The sequence below is a fragment of the Marinobacter alexandrii genome (genome assembly GCF_005871205.1).
Lineage (GTDB): Bacteria > Pseudomonadota > Gammaproteobacteria > Pseudomonadales > Oleiphilaceae > Marinobacter > Marinobacter alexandrii.
In genome coordinates this window covers 275931-296979 of the sequence record NZ_SWKM01000012.1, presented here as the reverse complement: position 1 = coordinate 296979, position 21049 = coordinate 275931, and the positions used below count along the sequence as shown (strand labels likewise).

20 protein-coding genes are annotated in these 21049 nt (G+C 60.0%); 10 read left to right on the top strand and 10 right to left on the bottom strand.

The genetic code is table 11. The features are described 5' to 3' along the window. Positions 1–176 precede the first annotated feature (176 nt). Positions 177–878, top strand: coding sequence for a proteobacterial dedicated sortase system response regulator (pdsR, locus tag FCS96_RS08360; protein ID WP_138439903.1), 702 nt, complete (start codon positions 177–179; stop codon positions 876–878). Between the two features lie 3 nt (positions 879–881). Further along, positions 882–2945, top strand: coding sequence for an ATP-binding protein (locus FCS96_RS08355; RefSeq protein WP_138439902.1), 2064 nt, complete (start codon positions 882–884; stop codon positions 2943–2945). A 2-nt stretch (positions 2946–2947) separates the two neighbouring features. On the opposite strand, the gene FCS96_RS08350 is transcribed toward FCS96_RS08355, so the two are convergent. Continuing rightward, positions 2948–3745 carry an ATP-binding protein gene (locus tag FCS96_RS08350; RefSeq protein ID WP_138439901.1) on the bottom strand — a complete coding sequence of 266 codons (798 nt, stop codon included), beginning with the start codon at positions 3743–3745 and terminating at the stop codon, positions 2948–2950. 86 nt (positions 3746–3831) lie between these two features. Here FCS96_RS08350 and FCS96_RS08345 point away from each other — a divergent pair, with 86 nt between their 5' ends. The 3 genes from FCS96_RS08345 to cysK all read left to right on the top strand — a co-directional run bounded on the left by FCS96_RS08345 (position 3832) and on the right by cysK (position 6884). After that, positions 3832–4275 (top strand): methylglyoxal synthase, encoded by a 444-nt coding sequence (locus FCS96_RS08345; RefSeq protein WP_138439900.1) that lies wholly within the window; start codon positions 3832–3834, stop codon positions 4273–4275. 77 nt (positions 4276–4352) lie between these two features. After that, entirely contained in the window at positions 4353–5873 is a 1521-nt protein-coding gene (locus FCS96_RS08340) for a diguanylate cyclase (RefSeq protein WP_138439899.1), read from the top strand. Positions 5874–5912: 39 nt separating this feature from the next. Then, on the top strand, positions 5913–6884 hold the full coding sequence (cysK, locus tag FCS96_RS08335) for a cysteine synthase A (RefSeq protein ID WP_138439898.1): 972 nt from the start codon (positions 5913–5915) through the stop codon (positions 6882–6884). A 62-nt stretch (positions 6885–6946) separates the two neighbouring features. Here cysK and FCS96_RS08330 read toward each other — a convergent pair whose 3' ends face one another. The 5 genes from FCS96_RS08330 to FCS96_RS08310 form a co-directional block, all read right to left on the bottom strand. After that, positions 6947–7525 carry a porin family protein gene (locus FCS96_RS08330; protein ID WP_138439897.1) on the bottom strand — a complete coding sequence of 193 codons (579 nt, stop codon included), beginning with the start codon at positions 7523–7525 and terminating at the stop codon, positions 6947–6949. Positions 7526–7670: 145 nt separating this feature from the next. Next, entirely contained in the window at positions 7671–8969 is a 1299-nt protein-coding gene (locus tag FCS96_RS08325; protein WP_138439896.1) for a glycerophosphodiester phosphodiesterase family protein, read from the bottom strand. Positions 8970–9149: 180 nt separating this feature from the next. Further along, the gene (locus FCS96_RS08320) at positions 9150–9932 is read right to left on the bottom strand and encodes a MetQ/NlpA family ABC transporter substrate-binding protein (protein WP_138439895.1); all 783 of its coding nucleotides are present in this window, start codon (positions 9930–9932) and stop codon (positions 9150–9152) included. Between the two features lie 19 nt (positions 9933–9951). Beyond that, entirely contained in the window at positions 9952–10629 is a 678-nt protein-coding gene (locus tag FCS96_RS08315; protein ID WP_138439894.1) for a methionine ABC transporter permease, read from the bottom strand. Further along, a complete protein-coding gene (locus FCS96_RS08310) occupies positions 10629–11636 on the bottom strand; it encodes a methionine ABC transporter ATP-binding protein (RefSeq protein WP_138439893.1) in 1008 nt (335 codons plus the stop codon). The genes FCS96_RS08315 and FCS96_RS08310 overlap by 1 nt, the downstream gene beginning before the upstream one ends. A 195-nt stretch (positions 11637–11831) precedes the next feature. Here FCS96_RS08310 and FCS96_RS08305 point away from each other — a divergent pair, with 195 nt between their 5' ends. Then, on the top strand, positions 11832–13253 hold the full coding sequence (locus FCS96_RS08305; RefSeq protein WP_138439892.1) for an HDOD domain-containing protein: 1422 nt from the start codon (positions 11832–11834) through the stop codon (positions 13251–13253). 6 nt (positions 13254–13259) lie between these two features. Here the strand turns inward: FCS96_RS08305 and FCS96_RS08300 are convergent, their stop codons facing one another. Both FCS96_RS08300 and FCS96_RS08295 read right to left on the bottom strand, forming a co-directional pair. Next, a complete protein-coding gene (locus FCS96_RS08300) occupies positions 13260–13952 on the bottom strand; it encodes an anti-sigma factor (protein ID WP_138439891.1) in 693 nt (230 codons plus the stop codon). Further along, on the bottom strand, positions 13949–14506 hold the full coding sequence (locus FCS96_RS08295) for a sigma-70 family RNA polymerase sigma factor (protein WP_138439890.1): 558 nt from the start codon (positions 14504–14506) through the stop codon (positions 13949–13951). The genes FCS96_RS08300 and FCS96_RS08295 overlap by 4 nt, the downstream gene beginning before the upstream one ends. 155 nt (positions 14507–14661) lie before the next feature. Between FCS96_RS08295 and FCS96_RS08290 the strand changes: the two genes are divergently transcribed. The 4 genes from FCS96_RS08290 to FCS96_RS08275 are packed head-to-tail and all read left to right on the top strand — an operon-like array spanning position 14662 to position 18712. Further along, the gene (locus FCS96_RS08290) at positions 14662–16131 is read left to right on the top strand and encodes a DUF4331 domain-containing protein (protein ID WP_138439889.1); all 1470 of its coding nucleotides are present in this window, start codon (positions 14662–14664) and stop codon (positions 16129–16131) included. 13 nt (positions 16132–16144) lie between these two features. Then, positions 16145–16381 (top strand): hypothetical protein, encoded by a 237-nt coding sequence (locus tag FCS96_RS08285; protein WP_138439888.1) that lies wholly within the window; start codon positions 16145–16147, stop codon positions 16379–16381. Then, the gene (locus FCS96_RS08280) at positions 16365–17579 is read left to right on the top strand and encodes a tetratricopeptide repeat protein (RefSeq protein ID WP_228264056.1); all 1215 of its coding nucleotides are present in this window, start codon (positions 16365–16367) and stop codon (positions 17577–17579) included. Before FCS96_RS08285 ends, FCS96_RS08280 begins: the two co-directional genes overlap by 17 nt. Beyond that, positions 17579–18712 (top strand): HupE/UreJ family protein, encoded by a 1134-nt coding sequence (locus FCS96_RS08275; protein WP_138439887.1) that lies wholly within the window; start codon positions 17579–17581, stop codon positions 18710–18712. The genes FCS96_RS08280 and FCS96_RS08275 overlap by 1 nt, the downstream gene beginning before the upstream one ends. A gap of 47 nt (positions 18713–18759) precedes the next feature. Here the strand turns inward: FCS96_RS08275 and FCS96_RS08270 are convergent, their stop codons facing one another. Both FCS96_RS08270 and FCS96_RS08265 read right to left on the bottom strand, forming a co-directional pair. Continuing rightward, a complete protein-coding gene (locus FCS96_RS08270) occupies positions 18760–19371 on the bottom strand; it encodes a hypothetical protein (RefSeq protein ID WP_138439886.1) in 612 nt (203 codons plus the stop codon). A gap of 123 nt (positions 19372–19494) precedes the next feature. Further along, a complete protein-coding gene (locus tag FCS96_RS08265) occupies positions 19495–20988 on the bottom strand; it encodes an amidase (RefSeq protein WP_138439885.1) in 1494 nt (497 codons plus the stop codon). Between the last annotated feature and the right edge of the window lie 61 nt (positions 20989–21049).

The following is a 21049-nucleotide window of genomic DNA, read 5'->3' as shown; positions in this document are numbered from 1 at the left end:
GTCGAGGTCCCGCTAGTTCAGCACTCCCGCAGGTTTCAGAGATGGCGAAACCGGGCATTCCGGCTGCAAATAATGATCAATTGTGGCAACCACCGATGACAGCCTTGTGCCGATGCCTGCAGATGTTTAAATAACAGTTCCCCTATTAATCAGACCGTAACCAGACTGTCGTGACCATGAAGAAACACATTGTTCTGATCGAAGACGAGCCTGCCATTCGCGACAATTACCGGGTCGCGTTCGAGCGCCGTGGTTACCAGGTGTCGGCCTTCGGAGACCGGCCATCGGCCTGGCAGGTACTGCGCCAGGAACTGCCGGATATCGCCATTATTGATGTCGGCCTGGGCGAGGAACCGGAAGGGGGCTTCGCCCTGTGCCAGGACCTTCGCGCGCACTCCAAGACCCTGCCCATTATTTTCCTGACCGCCCGGGACAGTGACATCGATTCGGTGCACGGCCTCCGCCTGGGCGCGGACGATTACGTCACCAAAGACATGAGCATGGAGCATCTTCTGGCCCGGGTGACCGCACTATTACGGCGAGCCGAAGCCTGGGCAGAAGCCCTGCAGAAGCCCGATGAAGTGCTGGAACGTGGGCGCCTGACCCTGAACCTCGATCGCATGACCGTGGCTTGGGACGATCGGCCCCTGGACCTGACCGTGACCGAGTTCTGGATGCTGCACTCACTGGTGCGGCATCCCGGCCATGTCCGCAGTCGCGATCAGTTGATGGAAGCAGCCAGCACGGTGCTGGACGACAACACCGTGACCTCCCACATCAAGCGGATTCGCCGCAAGTTCACCCAGGTGGATGACCGGTTCAATGGCATCCAGACCGCCTACGGCATGGGCTATCGCTGGAACGCCCATGAGGTCTGAGCCTTGACCCTGAAGCGTCAACTCCTCGTTGCCAGCCTGCTCATGCTGTTCATTCCGTGGGCCGGCCTGCAATTTGTGCTGGAACTGGACGACGCCCTGCGCCAGCAGGCCGGTGAGCAGCTTCGGATGCAGGCCAAACGGCTGGCCGAAACCGCCGGCGACGCGCTGATTGGCCAATCACCGGTGACCTCCGATGAGCCCGCCATTTACGTCGACACCCTGAACCGCTCCCTGAATCTGGACGGCTACCCGGACGACTGGCCCGGCTACGAGGAAGGCGCTGCGAATGAAGAAGGTCCAATCTCAGCGCCAGCCAGCGACGACGGGAAAACCAGTCAGCCCGCCCTGACCTGGCAAGCCGCCTCGGATGGCCGCCACCTGTACCTGCTGATTCGCATCAGCAACCGGCAACCGGTGCTGTACGACCCGGGCAATCCCGACGCGGCCCACGACCGCCTTTTGCTCTGGCTGAAGCCACCATCGGATAGCGTCGATGTCGCGGCCAAGCAACAATCCTGGCGGATCCGCACCACCGCACCCGGCACGTTCTACGCCGTGAACGGAGGGGATGGAGATCCCGGAGAAGCCAGCCAGCGCCCCGACTATCGGGTAACCGGGAGCTGGCAATCCACGCGTTCAGGCTGGCAACTGGAACTCCAGATGCCAGCACCGCCGCCAGGCAGCCGGCTTGGCTTTGGTGCCCGCTGGACCGAGCAGGGTGAGCAAGTCGGAGTAAGCACTGCCACGGAACCGCTGCCGATGCTGGTGCGCCCGAACCAGGCACTGGAACGGCAACTGGAACCACGCCTGAATCCCGGCCAGCGGGTGCGGGTGCTTGAGCCGGCGGGCTGGGTTCGGGCGCAACAGCAGGTAGGCGCAGAACAAATCCGGCCGGAATTTGACCAGCTCAGTCCGCTCGAAGTCACCGAGCAAATCAGCCTGAATGCCCTGCGTGCGCTGATCCGGTTCTATCAGCCGGAGCCGGCCCAGGCGCCCGGCGCCGGCCACCAACTAACCCCGGAAGCGCAACCGTCGGAAGGCCTGGTCCGACACAGCGATGGCAGCACCTGGCTGCTCACCAGTGAGCCGGTGTTTGGCGGCCGCACCCTGATCCTCGAGCAGTCCCTGGACCAGCTGCTGACCCTGTCCGGCTCGGCCCTGGGATCGGTCATTGCCCGCAGCACCCTGATTATCGTTGGCCTGACCCTGGTGCTGCTGGGCTATGCCAGCTGGTTGTCCTGGCGCATCACCCGATTGCAGCGGGCGGTCAGCGCCAGTGTTGACGACGACGGCCGGATTATCGGCAACTTGCCATCGGCCAAAGCCAACGACGAACTCGGCCAACTTCAACGCCACTTCAGCCAGATGGTGGATCGCCTGCATGGCTACAATCGCTATCTGGAGAGCTTTTCCCGGCGCCTGTCCCACGAGCTGAAGACCCCGGTCGCGGTGGTGCGTTCATCGCTTGAAAACCTCAGCCATAGTGAATCCGAAGCTGAACGGTCGCAGTACCTGCGCCGGGCCTCTGATGCCACTGATCGCTTACGTCAGATTTTGAACGGCATGAGTGAGGCCGCCCGGCTGGAGCAGAGTTTTGATCACGCCGACAAGGAGCCGTTTGATCTGGCCGAGGTCGCGTCCCAGGCCACCGCCGCCTATCAGGGCGTGGACCCAAACCACCGGATTCAGTACGTCGGCCCGGAACACGGGCTGGCCATGACCGGCTCACCGGAACTGATCGTGCAACTGCTGGACAAGCTGGTGGATAACGCCCGGGACTTTACCCCCGAGGGTGGCCTGATTCAGGTGGCCCTGGCATCGCAGCCGGACGGCCTGTGCCTGACCGTATTCAATGAAGGATCGGCACTGCCGGATAATGCCGGCACCGATATCTTTGACCCGTTTGTCTCCCTGCGCGACGGGCGCGAGGAAGGCCACCTCGGCCAGGGCCTGCTGATCGTCCGTCTGATTGCTGAATTCCACGGAGCAAAAATAGACGCCGACAACGCCACTGAAGGCGGCGTGGATGGCGTCCGGTTCCGCCTTACCCTGTCTCCGAACGGCTGAGGCTAGTCCCGCGTGAACGAATGCCCTGCGAACTGGCGATAAAACTGATTGGCCGTGCGGCCATTGCGAACGCCCTTGCCGGTCGCAAACCGAATGGCGTGCCGGTGCAACGCCTCCCGGTCCGGAACCTCCGGGAACAGGGCATCGACGGCCTGTAGATAGACGTCCTGGGAGAACGGGTAGAACGACAACTGAAGACCAAAGCGATCCGCCAGCGAAACCTGCTCTTCGATGGCTTCGGCCGGGTGCAATTCACCATCCTGCATGGTGCTCTTGAGGTTGTCGGACATGAACTCGGGCATCAGGTGTCGGCGATTGGAGGTGGCATAAACCCTGACATTCTCCGGCGGCAATTCCAGCGAGCCTTCCAGCACGCTCTTTAACGCCTTATAGCTGGATTCGCCGACATCGAAAGACAGGTCGTCGCAGAAGATCACAAACCGGAAACTCAGATCGCAAATGTCGTCGACGATTTCCGGCAGGTTCACCAGATCGTCCTTGTCCACTTCGATCATCCGCAAACCGCGATCACTGTAGCGATTCAGCAGAGCTTTGATCAGCGAGGATTTTCCCGTGCCCCGTGAGCCCCAGAGCAGGGCGTTGTTGGAAGGCTGGCCAGCCAGGAATCGTTCGGTATTCCGGGCCAACGCCTGTTGTTGGCGATCGATACCTGTCAACGCCTGCCACTGAACCGGATCGAGGCGGCGGATTGCGCGCAAACCGGACCGATGCCGGCGCCAGACGGCGGCGGGCGTGGTGGTCCAATCCACTGTACTGGCAACTGTACTGGTCACTGGCATACCCCTTCTGTCCTATTCCGTCCACCGTCGGCTTGTGAAACACTGAAGCCCTGGATGGATTCTGTAACACGGAGACTTTACCTCAAATGGCCGTAAAATCCGTCGCCCTGGTGGCGCACGACAACAAGAAGAAGGAACTGGTGGACTGGGTTGCCGAAAACCGCACCCGCTTTACCGCACTAACGCTGTACGCAACCGGCACAACGGGCCGCCTGCTGGGCGAACATCTAAAGCGGGACGATATCCGTTGCCTGCTCAGTGGTCCTCTTGGTGGCGATCAACAGATCGGAGCCAAGATTGCTGAAGGCGAAATCGATCTGCTGGTGTTCTTCTGGGATCCCCTGGAACCCCAGCCACACGATCCGGACATCAAGGCCCTGCTGAGAATCGCCGCACTGTGGAATATTCCAGTGGCCTGCAACCGGGCAACCGCGGAATTTATTCTCACCTCTGCCTACATGACCGACGACCACCACCAGCCCAAACGGCCCGATTTCAACGACTACACCGGCCGCGATGTCCCTTCCTGAGGACGGGTTCCGTTGGGCAATGCCGACTGCACCGACTAGACTGAATCAAATAATAATGTCTGACAGCCGGCAACCCAATGAACGACAGGTTCGCCCCCCACAAGAGTCTAGCGCTCGCCTGCCTGGAACGTACCTTTGTTGCTGTCATGCTGGCCTGTACCTCACCAACGTCGATAGCCGCTGAAACATCTGAAGTACGAGGTGCCGTGTCCATTGGCATCGTTTCCGATAACAAGCCCAGGTTTTCGGTTGAGCAGCAACAATGGCTGGACCAGCGTAACCGAACCCTCACCTACTGCATCGACAACGACTGGATGCCCCTGGAGGGACTGGACTCCTCGGGCACTCACACCGGTCTATCGGCGGAGGCCCTTCGCCTGTTCAGCGAACGCGCTGACATACAGTTCAAGCTGGTTCAGACCAAGTCCTGGCGGGCCAGCCTGGCTGCGGCCAAGGAGCGGCACTGCGATCTGCTCACGCTGGCCATGCACACGCCCGAGCGTGGCCAGTACACCAACTTCACCACACCGTATCTGCACGTCCCCAACATTATCTTGGGGCGCATCGAGGCGCCGTTCATTGAGAGCATCGGAGACCTCCGCAACCAGCGAGTAGGCCTGGTCCGCGGCTACGCCTTTTCCGAACTCCTGGAATACCGCTATCCCGAGCTGCAATCGGTCGAGGTGGAGGATGAAACCGAAGGCCTGAAACGATTGCAGAACAATGACCTGGATGGCTACATCACCACCCTGGCAACCGCTATGTACCATATGCAAGAGTTGGGATTGGCCGATATCAAGGTGATTGGCCGGATCCCCATGGACTGGTCATTGTCGGTCGCCACCCGCAGTGATGAGCCCATTCTGCTCGAAATCATGCAGAAGCTGGTCGACAGCCTGACGCCCGAGGAACGACAAAATTTCGAGAGTTACTGGCGCAACATCAAGATTGAGCAGTCGGTGGATTACCGGGTGGTCTGGCAAATACTGGGTATTGCCCTGTTCGGCGCGTCACTGCTGTTCTATTGGAATCGCAAGCTCAACCGGGTTAACCGCCAGTTGGAGATCGCCAATGCCGCGCTTGCCCGCCTGAGCGTGACCGATGATTTGACCCAACTGGGCAACCGAAGCTACTTCGACCGGGAATTTCGCAAGAGCTTCCAGTGGTGCCAGCGCAATCGCAATGGATTTGCCGTTGCCATGGTCGATGCCGACCTGTTCAAGGGCATCAACGACAGCTATGGCCACGAAGCCGGGGACCATTGCCTGAAGGCTCTGGCCGAAAAAATGCGCCACCATTTCAGGCGGGAGACCGACCGCCTGGCACGCTTTGGTGGCGAGGAATTTGTTATCTTTACCACCTTCCAGACCGCGAAAGAGATAGTTGAACGCCTGGACAAGTTCCGCAATGCCGTCGCCGATGGCCCAACGGTTTGGGATGGCCGAGACATTAAGCTTACGGTGAGCATCGGATTGGCCACTGGTGTGCCCGAACCGGACGACTCACCGGCGCACTTTCTGCGGCTGGCCGACCAGGCGCTTTATGCCGCCAAGCAGAATGGCCGCAACCGGCTGGAAGTGCGCGCCATCAGGGATTGATGGGTGCTAAACTGCAGGAAAAATCACAAGGAGGACATCATGGCACGCATCTACGAGGACAATTCCCTTTCCATCGGAAACACCCCCCTGGTTCAGCTGAATCGGGTGAGCGACGGGGCCACCATCTGGGCTAAGATTGAAGGCCGCAACCCAGCCTATTCCGTAAAATGCCGCATTGGTTCCGCCATGATCTGGGACGCCGAGAAACGCGGCACCCTGAAACCGGGTATGACCATTGTTGAACCCACCAGCGGCAATACCGGCATCGCGCTGGCCTTTGTCGCGGCCGCCCGTGGTTACCGGCTGGTGCTCACCATGCCGTCGTCCATGAGCCTGGAGCGACGCAAGGTGCTCAAGGCCCTCGGCGCCGAACTGGTTCTGACCGAACCGGCCAAGGGCATGCCCGGCGCAATCGCCAAGGCTGAAGAAATCTTCGCCTCCGATCCGGACAATCACTTCCTGCCCCAGCAGTTCCAGAATCCGGCCAACCCCCGTATCCACGAGGACACCACCGGCCCGGAAATCTGGCAGGACACTGATGGCGAGATCGACATCTTCGTCTCCGGCGTCGGCACCGGCGGCACCCTCACCGGCGTCTCACGGTACATCAAGGAAACCCGGGGCAAGAAAATCACCACCGTGGCGGTGGAGCCGACTGATTCGCCAGTCATCACCCAGACCCTCAACGGCGAAGAGCCCAAGCCCGCGCCCCACAAGATCCAGGGCATAGGTGCCGGCTTTGTGCCCAAGAACCTCGACATGGAAATGGTGGATCAGGTTGAAACCGTGTCTAACGAAGAGGCCATGGAGATGGCGCATCGCCTGATGCAGGAAGAAGGCATACTCTGTGGTATTTCGTGCGGTGCGGCGGTGGTTGCAGCAGTACGTGTCAGCAAACAACCGGAGCACAAAGGCAAGAATATCGTGGTGGTGTTGCCGGATTCGGCGGAACGCTATCTGTCGTCGGCGCTGTTTGCCGACCGGTTTAGCGATTTGGAAAACAAGCAGTAAAGCTGAAATACAGGGCACGGCCGCTGGCCGTGCCCTGATAGTCCGTGTACCTGCCTTGTCGCTTAGAACTGGTACTTCAGACCTACCCGACCAGTATCAAACTCGGGGCCATCGTTGGTGACCTGACCGTTGAAATCATCCTCGTCGATGTCCACGTTGTAATGGTTGTACTCGGCAAACGCAGTCAGTTGGCGAGTGACCCGGAAATCAACACCGGCACCCACAAACGGACTCACCTCATCGTAGGTTTCGTCTTCGTCAAATGCCTCCACATCGAACGCTGATGCGAAGGCACCCACCTTGCCGTATACGCCGAAGCTGTCAGTCAGCGGGAAGCGGCCAACGGCACTGAGTCCCGCGCCCTTGAGCTTGCCTTCAACATCATCTTCGCCAAAATTGCCAAAATCGATGTATTCCGCTTCCAGGGCAAAGAACGGGTTGAACTGGTAGCCCAGAGCGGCACCGAGCATGTCATTTTCATCCTCGAATTCACCACCGTGGGCCTTGTAGCCGCCATAACTACCACTGATGTATGGTCCGGTCTGCTCCCGATCAACACCAGACTGTGCCCAGGCAGCAGGCGCGGCAAATGCACTTGCTGTCAAAACCGTGGCACAGGCAAAACGGGTTGTGGAATTCATAAGGCAGTCCTCCTAGTGAGTTCAGATGTCGTCCTTTCTCCTTGGCAATCACACACCTACATCGTGATTGCGTAAACTCACCCTAACTGGATTCCTGCTTTATGGGGGTTAAAACCGGACTACAATATCGTCATTTTCCGTTCATTCAGTGACGATGACCGTTACCCGCAAGCCCCATGCAGTTGGCGTAGAAGGTGGTTGTCGCTGGCCAATCCGAAAAGACGCCAATCACCCCGACATCCCGCGCCAGCACGTCGAGCACCGTGAACATGTCGCCGTCGTTATTGATAGCGTCCGACACGCTTTGGTAATACCAGCCACCGCCCTGGGCCAGTGGGCCACTGCGTTCCAGCGACCAGGCAATCATGTCCAGGCCAGCCATACGAGCATTCTCGGCGTACTCAGACGGCACAATTTCCTGATGGCCGTTCAGCACCAGCATCTTCCAGATAGCCGGCGCCAATATGTTCACGCCCTGTTTCTTCAGGCCCTCCATGTAGGCCAGGGAACTGTTGTCCTCCGTGTGCGCAGCCTGATCGAGGAACACCGCCTGACGGCCATAGCGCGGCGTTTCGTTCACCCAGAACAGAACGTCATCCAGGTTGAACGATTGCGGCCAGACGTCGCCCGGGCGTACGCCCGCTTCGCGATACTCGGCGATCAGCTGGCGAGCATAATCCTGCTGGCTGTAATCACCCTCAAATGGCATGTCCACCACCGGCGTTTTCAGTTCCGGCGTGAACTTCACCCCGAGGGTCTTGAACAGCGCGATGCTCTCCTTGTGACTCATCAAGGTGCCACGTGAGGAGTAAAGATCCGTACGCCAGTCCGCGGTACCGCCGACATACTCCTCCGGCGTGGTCGCCATAGGGTCATAGGCATCCATCTTGCCGTTCAGCGACTTGAACTCTGCCAAGGTGATGTCGCTGGTCCGGCATTCCGCCTGCGCCTCCTGGCCGCTGGCCGGATCTGCCGGCACAAACGGCTGGGTGCACTTGGCATTCAGTTCGGGCACGGTGACGATGTTGGTGGTGGTGTGAAGATCGTTCTGGGCATGACGGCAGACCAGCTGCCGATCCTTGGTAAAAGCCACATCACACTCAACAATACCTGCGCCCATGCGGGCGGCCGCAATGTAGGATTCACGGGTATGTTCCGGGAACTGCAGCGGGGCGCCCCGGTGTCCAATGGAAAAATCGGTGCGTTTCATAGTCTTGGTTCGGCAGGACTGCAGGCGCTGTTTCAGCGGACCCTCATCCATGTCATCCACCAGCCAGAATGGCCGCGGCCCGACCTCAACAGACGCCCGGGCTTTGCCGTGGTGACCACCTTTGTGCTGCGCGGGCTCGGACCAGCCTTGGGTATCCTGGGAATGAGACGAGGCCTGGGCAAACGCCAAGGGCACCGAACACAACACCATGCCTACCAATGTGCGTAACTTCATATCCAGCTCCTTTTGAAATGAATGTACTGACAAAAATGGACTGACGAGTCAGTGTTCACTCACTGGGTTACGTTAGCATGACCTTTATTTGACAGGGTGTTGCGTACAGGCAAAAAAAAGCCAGCGGCCCAAGTCCGCTGGCTTTTACAGGGCAATTACCGCCCGCAAGGGCGGCTGCCATCAGAATGCCGGAACGACGGCACCTTCATAGCTGTCCATGATGAAAGCCTTAACCTCATCAGACTTCAGGGCCGCGGCCAGCTTTTTCATCGCTTCGCTGTCCTTGTTGTCCGGACGGGCAACCAGGATGTTCACGTAGGGCGAATCAGAGCCTTCAATCACCAGCGCATCTTCAGTCGGATTCAGGCCGGCTTCCAGGGCGTAGTTGGTGTTGATCAGGGCAACGTCGACCTGGTTCAGGATACGCGGCAGGGTCGCCGCTTCCAGTTCCTTGAAGTCCAGGCCTTTCGGGTTGTCAGCAATGTCACGGGGTGTCGCGGTGATCTTGCTGGCATCCTCCAGCGTGATCAGGCCGGCTTTCTGGAGCAGCAGCAGGGCACGACCACCGTTGGTGGGATCGTTGGGAATGGCCACGACTGCGCCGTCTTCCAGATCTTCCAGAGAATCAATCTTGCTGGAATAGGCGCCGAACGGTTCCACGTGAACACCTGTCACAGTGACCAGATTGGTGCCACGGCCAGCGTTGAATTCATCCAGGTACGGCTGGTGCTGGAAGAAGTTGGCGTCCATCCGCTTCTGGTCGACCTGAATGTTGGGCTGAATGTAGTCAGTGAATACTTTCACATCCAGTTCCACGCCCTGCTCGGCCAGCGCCGGCTTTACGAATTCGAGGATTTCGGCGTGCGGCACCGGTGTTGCTGCCACAGACAGCTCTTCGGCAGACGCCGCAACAGAGAAAGTTGCCACTGCGGCCAGTGCCGCCAACGATTTCTTGAGGTTCATAAAGGATCTCCTGTTTAAATTATTTACGGCTGAAATGCAGCACCAGACGGTCGCCCAGCATTTGCAGCACCTGAACAAAAACCACCAACAACGCCACGGTAATAACCATGACATCGGTCTGAAAACGCTGGTAGCCGAAGCGGATCGCAAGATCGCCCAGACCACCGCCACCAATGACGCCGGACATGGCAGCGTAGGACACCAGGGTGATCGCAGTGACAGTAATGCCCGCGATAATACCCGGCAGTGCCTCTGGCAACAGAGCGCCGAACACGATCTGCTTAACGCTTGCGCCCATGGCCTGAGTCGCTTCGATAATACCGCGATCAACCTCCCGCAGGGACGTCTCCACCAGCCGGGCAAAAAACGGCGCTCCGCCAGCCACCAGCGGCGGGATAGCGCCGGCCACACCCAGCGAAGTACCGATCAGCATCACCGTGAACGGAATCATCACGATCAGCAGGATGATGAAGGGCACCGACCGTAGCACGTTCACCACAAACGACAACACCGCGTAGGCCGCCGGCTGCTCCAAGAGCTGGCGCTTGCCGGTCAGGAACAGCAGCACTCCGATTGGCAAACCGATCAGCACACTGAACAGCAGGGACATGCCCACCATAATGAGAGTGTCCCAGCTGGCCAGACCGATTTCTGACCAATCGACGTTACTCAACAGTCCATCCATCAAGGCTTCCATCAGCGCAGCACCTCCACGTGAACGTCGGCGGCTTTGAGCGCGTTCATGGCAACATCAAGATCACCACCGACCAGCGACAGGGTGAGCTGCCCGTAGGGCGTGTCCTTGATATGGTCAATGCGCCCGGACAGGATGCTGAAATCGACACCAGACTCCCGTGCCACGCTGCCCAACAACGGCTTGTAAGTGGCATCGCCCTTGAAGGTAAGACGCATGATACGGCCTTTGGCCTTCTGCAGATCTTCCTGCATTTCCTCGCTGTCGATGCTCTCGCTTTCGAACACAAAATCCCGGGTGGTCGGATGCTGCGGATGCAGGAAAACCTCGCTGACCGGCCCCATTTCCACCACACGGCCGGCATCCATCACCGCGACCCGGTCACACACCCGGCGCACCACGTCCATTTCATGGGTGATCAGGACAATGGTCAGACCCAGCTCCCGGTTGATGTCCGCCAGCAGCCTCAGCACCGACTGGGTGGTTTGCGGGTCCAGGGCGCTGGTGGCTTCGTCACACAGCAGGATGGTCGGCCGACAGGCGAGCGCACGGGCAATACCGACCCGCTGTTTCTGGCCACCGGACAGTTGCGACGGGTACTTGTTGGCGTGATCAGACAGGCTGACCCGAGCCAACAGCTCCTGCACCCGATCCCGGATTTCCGCTTTTGAGTAGATGCCCGCCAGTTTCATGGGAAACGCGATGTTGTCGGCGACGGTTTTGGACGACAGCAGGTTGAAGTGCTGGAAAATCATTCCAACCTTGCGCCGGAACGCGCGCAATTCCGACGCGCTGTAGTGGGTGATGTTCTCATCGTCGATCAGAATCCGACCGCCGGAGGGCGGCTCAAGAAGATTGATCAGACGAACCAGCGTGGACTTGCCCGCGCCGGAATGGCCGACGATGCCAAATACCTCGCCGGTTTCAATGGTCATATCCGTGGGATGAAGCGCGGGGATCGCCCGGCCGTCCACCTGATACGACTTCTGTACCTGGTCAAATACAATCACGGTCAGCGCCTTGTGGGTGCAGCGTTAAAACCGGCGATTATAGCCCATCCGGGCGCCAAACCCGAATCCGGGGCATGGCGCCCATGTGGGTAGTTGCCCTTACACAAACCGTTACCTGACACCCACTCCCGTGGTGCATTAAACTGCGTAAAAAGGCACTCCCAGTTTCAACAATCACCCCCAGAGGCCACCATTGTGACCACCGACAACAAGACCACCCCTGCAAGGATGACGTCGACTCAGGCCTGGGTGACCTATCTGAGCAAGGTAGAACTGCCGGTTCTGGCCAACACGCTGCGACGCATCAATGAACTCACCGACAACCGCAACAGCACGGTCAATGAGTTGGCCACCGTCATCCTCAACGATGCCCAGCTCACCTCCCAGGTGTTACGGCTGTCCAACACGGTGTTCTATAACCAGACCCGGACCCAGGTCAGTACCGTCAGCCGCGCCATCACCCTGATCGGCTTTGACGCCGTGAAATCCATGGCCATTTCATCGCTGATCGTGGACGCCCTGCTGCAGCGCAATGACCGTCCGCACCTGTTGCGCTGCCTGGCCCGTGCCATTCACGCGGCGGTCCAGGCCCGGTGCCTGATGCCCAAACGCAATGAATCAGCGCTGGAAGAGGTGTTTATTGGCGCCCTACTGATGAACATCGGTGAACTGGCGTTCTGGTCCTGCGAAACCGATCAGGCCAACGAACTGGAGCAGCGGCTTCGTCTGAACGAGGCCCCGGTACCGGCACAGAAAGCAGTGCTACATTCGACCTTTACCGAGATCACCCGCGGGCTGGTCGAAGCCTGGTCACTGGGCCCGTTCATCCGGGATGTGGTCTCGCCGGGACCTGCCAATTCCCCAGGCACCAGCCTGGTTCGTCATTCCGTGGAGATGGCCCGATTGTCAGAACAGGGCTGGAGTGGCGCCGAAATGGACAAGGTGCTGGAACAGTTGGGCAAGGACATCGACGAAAATCCGGCGACTGTGCGGGATCGGATCAAGGTCAACGCCTCGGAGGCCGCACGGGTGGCCGTGTCCCTGGGCATTCCCCAGGTCACCGCTCTGATGCCCGGCAACCGAAAAACCGATGATCACGCCAAGGCTCAGGCGCCGGAAATGGATCCGGAACTACAGTTGCAGATCCTTCGCGACCTGACCCACAGCCTGGCCGAGCAGCCGAACATCAATGAGGTGTGCGAGCTAGTGATCGAGGGCATACACCGGGCCATCGGCATGCAACGGGTTGCCCTGTTAATGGCCGATCGGGAAGGGCAGGTTCTGGTGCCGCGAAAACTCAGTGGCCGAGGCACCGAGGGATGGCGCGACCAACTCACCATTGCACGGGATGGCCGGGGAGTGCTGGGCGGCCTGTTACCCGAGAACGGGTGTTTCATCTACCGGCCTGGAGAAAAAGCCAGTTCCGTGAGCTACGACCGCTGGCTCGGTCAAGTGCCGGCTCTGATCGGCCCACTCCGGGCCGGCAACCGCCTGGTAGGCCTGTTCTATGCGGACAACGCCGCTGGCGATTACACGCCTTCCGAGCAGCAACTGACGGCGTTCGGACACTTCATCCAGAACGCCCAGTTGTGCCTGACCCTGATGGCCGCCCGATAGGGGGCATCAGAGCTCATACAGTTTGGTCACGTGCAGGATTGGACCCGTGGGAGCGCCCGTCGGCGACCCACCCACCGGTTCCAGACTGATGGCCAAGGTTCGGCTTTGCGACAGTGCTGTCCGGGCCTCGTCAGTCAGGGTCACCTGATGCACGCCACCCGCCGGGATTACCCCGAGCGATAGCGGCTGGCCCTGCTCGGGCACAATCCAGAGCTCGTAATCCTTGCCGGTGTCGGCCGCACTGGCCGCCACCGACCGCAATTTCAGCAACCGGTCCGGTCCGGACTCACTGACCAGCCAGAGCGGGTCACTGACATCGGCCTGGACAATCGCCCCAGATAGCTGCGGCGCGGACACGGGCTGCTGAACGATCAACACCGCCAACACCACCGCGGCGGCCGTGGCCACCAGACTCCAACTCGGCCACAACCAGCGTAGCCCTGAACCGGCGCGTTCAACAGAATCCGCTGTTTGCGGCCACAACCGGCGCTCAATTGCGCGCCAGGTTGATTTCGGCGGTTCTACGGCCGGCACTTCTGCAGACAATTGCCCCAGCTTTTGTTCCCAGTACCAGACTTCCTGGCGCACACGGCCCGACTCCATCATCCAGCGCTCGAACCGACGGCGGGCCCGACCATGCAGAGAGCCCAGCACATACTCTGCCGCCAGGCTCTCAATACGTTCCGTTGTCATTCTCATTTCTCGAGACACCTCTTGAGGGCGATCAAACCGCGTCGAATCCAGCTCTTGACCGTTCCGATCGGAGAACTCAACGCCTGCGACAGTTCGTCGTGGGTCAGGCCCTTGTAGTAAGACAACAAAATGCTGTCCCGTTGCACATCACTCAATTCATCCAGACACCCGGTCAACTGGGTGGCACCGGCACTCCGGAGCGATTCATCCAGCGGACCCGCGCGCTGGTCCTCCACATGCTCCAAATGTTCTTCGCCGGCGTGTTGGCGAACCTTTCTGGCGCGCATCAAATCCAGCGTTCGATAGCGGGCAATCGTCATCATCCAGCCCAGGGGCGTACCGCGATCGCTGTGATACTCACGAGCGTGATGCCATATCTGGATAAACGTCTCCTGCAACGCTTCCTCTGCCAGTTCCCGCTGCCCGGCCAACTTCAGACACACGCCGTACATGCGACCGGAAATCAGCTCGTACATCTGTTGGAACGCACGCCGGTCCTCGTGGGAAACCGCAATCAAAAGGCGCATCAGGTCATCCTGACTGGCGTCAACTTGAGACATTTCAGCTCCACTCTTCGTTGTTTTTGGTACGCGCCGACTCTCGGGTGAGATGCAGCACAGGGATCGAAATTATTTTTTCAGTTGGGGGTGCATCTTTCTCACGAGGCCACTCGTTGCTTCTCCTGCACAACCCAACAATAGACGAGGAACACGCAATGAACACAGCCATAAAACGCTCGGCCCTCGCAGTCGCCGTAGCGGGAATCTGTTTAGGCGCCAGCCTGGGCCAGGCGTCCAGCCACCGGGAAGCTCCGTTCATCACCGAAGTTCCAAAAGTGGACGGTACCGATTTTTACATGTTCCGCAGTTATGAAACAGGCCGCGCAGATTTCGTGACCCTGATTGCCAACTACCTGCCTCTGCAAGATGCCTACGGCGGACCGAATTATTTCGATCTCGATGAAGACGCGATTTACGAGATTCACATCGATAATGACGGCGATGCGGTTGAGGATCTTACCTTCCGTTTCGAGCCCTCAGACGTGTTCAACGACATTCAATTGTCGGTCGGAGACACTGGCGCCGAGGAGATGGTTTCTGTTCCACTGAAGAATATTGGCGACGCAACCGCGGACGGGAATGTTCAGGCCAGCCAGGAATACTCGGTGAAGGTCATCCGGGGCGACCGTCGCACCGGCACCGTTCAGACCGCCACCAACGCCAGCACTGGCATGGACACCTTCGACAAACCACTGGACAACATCGGCGGCAAGTCATTTACTGATTACGCAGGCTATGCTGACGGCCATATTTACGGTATCAACATCCCCGGCTGCAGCATCAACGGCAAGGTCTTTGTCGGCCAGCGCAAGGAAGCCTTTGCTGTCAATCTCGGCGAAATCTTTGACCTGGTCAACACCGATCCTCTGGGGCCTCGTAACGGTGAAGGTGCCGGCGATCTGGCCGACAAAAACGTAACCTCCTTTGCCCTGGAAGTGCCGACCTCCTGCCTGACCGGCACTGCGGCCAACTCCAGCGGCGACCCGGTGATCGGCGCCTGGACCACCGCCAGCGTGCGTCAAGCCCGCGTCCTCAATCCGGCTCCAAGCTCCAACGGCAAGGGCGCCACGGTTGAAGGCGGCGCCTACACTCAGGTGTCCCGTTTGGGCATGCCGCTGGTCAACGAAGTGGTTATCGGCTTGAAGGACAAAGACCTCTTCAACACCAGCGAGCCCAAGGATGACGGCCAGTTCCTGACCTACGTCACCCATCCGACCCTGCCCGAACTGCTGGAAATCCTGTTCAGCAGTGCTGGCGCCCAGGCACCAAACACCTTCCCACGCAACGATCTGGTCACGGCATTCCTGACCGGCGTTGATGGCGTCAACATGCCAGTGGGTGTGACGGCGTCAGAAATGCTGCGACTGAACCCGGCCATCGCTGCGACGCCCGCAGGAACGCAGAACGACCTCGGCGTGCTGGGAGGCGACAACGCAGGCTTCCCCAACGGCCGCCGTCCGGTGGACGACACCGTTGATGCGGCCCTACGCGTAGCCATGGGCGCCCTGACCACCGATGCACCGAATAAAGACACTCCGTTTACCGATGGTGTCCAGTTGAACCCTGCGGAACTCAGAACTAGCTTTCCGTATCTGGCAACCCCACTAGCCGGCTCACCCAACTGATCAGGAGTTTGTCATGAGTAATGTACTCAAAATGACTGTACTGGCGGTCTCGGGCCTGATCCTGGTGGGCTGCTCCGACAGCTCCAACAACCGGGTCGAGCGGCCGGATCCGTCGGTGGATTTCACCACCTTCGTTAATGCGGAAATCGCCAATACCAGCGATACCCGTGCGGCGGTGGAGATCAACGACACGGACTTCAGCTTCAACGATGAAAACAACCCGCAGGCCTACGATGACCTGTTCCGTTAAGACGACCCTTCGCCGGAGCGACATCCGTCGTCATCCGGCGATTTCCTTCCCTGCCCGGCCGGGCAGGGCTTTTTGGCTTGGGTTCAGCCTGGCCGGATCACTGCTGGCAGTACCAGTGGTGACCGCTGCGCCGAGCTCAATCCAAAATGATTTTTCTGACAATGCTGTGTTGGCAACGCTTCCGGATGTGTCGCCAAACCTGAGCTCTGCTCCCAAGAATGTCGATGAACTGGCTGATGAGGTGCAGCAGCTGATCGGACAGGCCCGGAAAACTGGCGATCCCCGATTCCTGGGCTACGCCGAGCGCCTGCTGGGGGACTGGCCGGAGCCTGACTTTACCGACCGGCTGCGAGTTCTGCGCGCCACCCTGGCCCAGAGCCTGCACCGCTTCGATTTGGCCCGGCAGGATCTCGAGCGGGTACTGCAAACCACCGACCAGCGCCGACAGCGGATTCAGTCCCGGCTGACCCTGGCCAACCTGGAGCTGGTGCAGGGCCGCTATGTCAAAGCCCGCGAGCACTGCCAGGCGCTGGCCGATCTCTATCCAGGGCTGATTGCCGCCAGCTGTCTAGCGCAAACCGAGGCCAGAACCGGCCGTGCCGAATCTGCCTACCGACGCTTGCGAGGCCAACTGGCCTCAGCCTCCAATGCCGACCCAACCAGCCAACTCTGGGCCGAGGGCACACTGGGCGATCTAGCGGCCCAACTGGGCCTCGACTCCGCAGCAGTCCATTGGGGCGCGGTGCTCCAGCAATCGCCGGATGACCTGTACACCCGGGCGCAACTGGCAGACTGGCAGCTGCAGGCCAGCAATCTCCAGGCAACCCTGGCACTCACCAAAGGCTATGACCAGGTCGATGCCCTGGCGGTTATCCGTGCGATTGCTCTGCGCGAAGCCGGAGCCCCAGAGGCCGAAGCCTTGGCAGACTCTCTGCGCGAAAGGTTTGCCGAGGCCCAGTGGCGCGGCACGCTGTTGCATCAGCGGGATTTCGCCCGCTTTCAACTGGACATAGAAAACCGCCCGGCGCTGGCCCTCAAGCATGCACTGGCAAACTGGGAGACCCAGCGCGAGCCCCTGGATACCCGCTTGGTACTGAGAGCTGCACAAAGCGCCGCAGACCAGTCCGCCTTGAAGCGACTACAGCAGTGGTTGGCGCAGTATGATCAGACCGACCACAGATATCCGGAGACACCCTGATGCTCCTGCGTGCTCACATATTACGGCTGCCCATGTTTCTCTGGCTGCTGGCACTGGCCAATCCCGTGCTGGCCCACAAGGCCAGTGACAGCTTCATGTACCTGGACACTGACTCCGGGCAGTTCCGGATCGACGTAGCTCTGCGCGACCTGGCCTTGCTAGTCCCCCTCGATACCAACCGCGATGGAGAGGTAACCGGAGGAGAGTTTCGCCAGCATAGAGGCGCTGTTCTAAATGCCATAGAGGCTGGGATTACGCTGTCTACCGGCAACTCCGCTTGCGAGCTACAGGGCGAGCAGTGGGGCATCAGCCAGCACAGCGATGGCGCCTACGCCGCCACCCGCTACCAGGCGCTCTGCGACGGCGGCCAGGCCCCGGACCGCCTTGAATACCACCTGTTATTTGAGCACGACAGCCTGCACCGCGGGCTGATTCAGATCAGTACCGGCGAAACGTCATCGCTTGCGGTGGCGGGACCAGACAGTCGGACCGTGGATTTGCGCCCGTCAGGCCGCTCGGGACTCTGGCTCAGCTTCACCACGTTTCTCCAGGAAGGTGTAGTGCACCTTCTGATCGGTCTGGATCACATCCTGTTTTTGCTGGTACTGGTGCTTCCAGCCAGCCTCACCCGCAACCAACCAACCACTTCCCCGCGGCTCTGGTTGCCGTCCCGAGCGCAGGTCATCGAGCTGAGCGCCGTGGTCACCGCCTTCACCGTGGCGCACTCGATCACCCTGGCGTTGGCCGCACTGAAGATCGTAAGCCTGCCCATTGCCTGGGTAGAAACAGTGATTGCCGCGTCCATCGTGGTGGCGGCGGTGAACGTCGTCTGGCCGGTACTCGGACGCAGAACCTGGCCCCTGGCCTTCGGCTTCGGGCTGATTCACGGCTTCGGCTTTGCCAGCGTGCTGTCGGACCTCACTTCTGGCACCGCCAATCTGGCGGTTGCCCTGGCAGGCTTCAATGTCGGCGTTGAGCTTGGCCAACTGGCACTGCTGGCCATCTGCTTCCCACTGCTAACCCTGTTGGCGCAGGCAACACCGCTCTATCAGCGGGCGCTGGTGCCGGTGATCCTGCTGGGTGTCGTTGGCGTCAGTCTTATGTGGGTATGGGAACGCATACCGGCCGTTTAGAGGCTAAACGGCCGGGGATGGTTGATGAAGGAATCAGCTGGCGGTGCTCAGTGCAGGGCTCTCAGCTCCCTGGGATAGAGGGCTGCGCTGACTTCCGGTTCTTCCAATAGATCGGCCAGCTCCCGATCGACATCGGTTTCCTGACCTTCATCGGGCAGTGGCTCAAACAAGGTGCTGAGCCAGGCCGCAACCGACGGGGCTTCGTGCCGCTTGTAGTCGGTGGACAGCGCCTTGATCCGGCGGAAACCGATAATGCGCTGATGCTTGGGATCCCGAATCTGCTCGAACCCCCGCCAGTACACGTGATCTCGGGTGTGCAGCTGGACGAACAGGGTATCGATCGGGCTGTTATCGGCGGCGTCTGCATCAGCGTCGGCATGCTCCGAATCGCTGTCCGGCGCCATTTCCGGGTTTTTGTGACGAATGGTGGTCCAGGCTGGGTACAGCACGGCCACTGCATCCGCTTCCACATGCTCGCGGGCGGCGCGGAGGATCAGTCCCCAGCGGGCCTTGTCGGCATCGGTTTCAAGGGAGTTAATGGGCAAGTCGTAGCTTTGTTCACTGGACAGGACGATAGCCATCATCGGGGCATCTAGCTCCCCCATTGCTTCGGCCTGTGCTACTGACACCAGATCATCGATTGCCATCGGTTGGTTCATAATACGCTCGCCTCCTCGATGCCATCAGGGTCGTTCAGGAAGGAAGGAACCTTCCTGATTGACAGCATAGCCTGTTCCGCACACAAAGATAAACGTGGAGTTTCCCCAACCGGATCACAACCCCTAGCCGTCGAATGCGTTCTCCAGGCGCTCGTATTGACCAAACCAGGGGCTCGCCTCTTCAAGCTGGGCCGCCAATTGCAGCAGCCGGGCTTCATCGCCGTGACGGCCGCCAAATTGCACGCCCACCGGCAAACCGGACTGGGTCCAATGCATAGGCACCGACATCGCCGGAGTGCCGGTCAGGTTGGCCAACTGGGTGAACGGGGTGCGGGCCAGGCTCTCCATCGCCATCTGGTCTACCTGGCCGGTGCGGTGCACCAGCTTGCCTGCCTTGAGGGCCAACATAACCTTGGCCACCATTTTCAGGTGCACCGGTGTGTCCAGCTCGCCAATTCGGGCCGGAAGCTGACCAGTGGTGGGGCACAGATAGAGATCGTAATGACCAAAGAACGTGCCCAGGGCACGGGAAAAATCGTTCCAGCGCTGCCGGCGCCGGACGTAATCAGACAAGGGCATGGTGTTGCCCAACATCCCGATCAACCGGGTATCCAGTTCGAAGCTGTCGTCCCCGACACCGAACTCCTCGCGAGCCCGTGCCATCATGGCGGACACCTCGCCAAAATAGAGCCCGAGGTAGCAGCGGGCCAGCGCCATGCCATCGTAGTCCGGGCGAGCGTATTCCACCTCGTGACCAAGATTTTCCAGCACCCGCGCCGTGGCTTCCACCGCAGCAACGCAGTCCGGTGCCACTTCGGTCCCGTAAGGCGAGGCCGTGAAAACACCGATTTTCAGGGTGCCCGGAGACTGCTGGATCAGATCCCGATACCGGCCCAACGGCGCCGGGATTTCAAACGGGTCGCCGGCGGCCGGGCCACTGAGGGCATCCAGCATGGCCGCGCTATCCCGAACCGTGCGGCTGACCACGTGATCGGAAGAAGCGCCGGTCCAGGCCTCGCCCACCAACGGGCCACTGGAGATACGGCCCCGGGAGGGCTTGAGACCAAACAGGCCGTTATAAGCTGCCGGAATCCGAATGGACCCGCCGCCATCGTTGGCGCCGGCCATAGGCACCACACCGGCGGCCACCGCCGCGCCGGAGCCGCCACTGGAGCCCCCCGGGGTGCAGTCGGTTTGCCAGGGGTTGCGCGATGGCCCCCACAGCTCGGACTCGGTCACCGCTTTGAGCCCGAATTCCGGAGTCGCGGTACGGCCCAGGAACACCAGGCCAGCTTCGCGGGCACGCCGGACAAACTCGGAATCCTGGGACGCAATATTCCGGGTCAGGCCCCGGCTGCCATAGGTGCAGGGATGACCCGCTTGCTCCTGGGCCAGATCCTTGAGCAGCAGCGGCACCCCCGAGAACACCGACGAGACCGGAAATTCCTGCGCCAGGGCTTCCGTGAACTGGGGGTGGCAGATGGCATTCAGCGAGCCGTTGACCCGGGTAGCCCGGTCTATTGCGGCCTCACAGACTTCCCTGGAGGTCACTTCGCCGCGCTGGATCAAATCCGCCAATGCGGTGGCGTCATACCTCAGATATTCTGATTGCTTCATGATCGGTTCCGTTTGTTATTGTGTTGTCCGGACGGTCACGGATTTATCGTGTATGAATTGG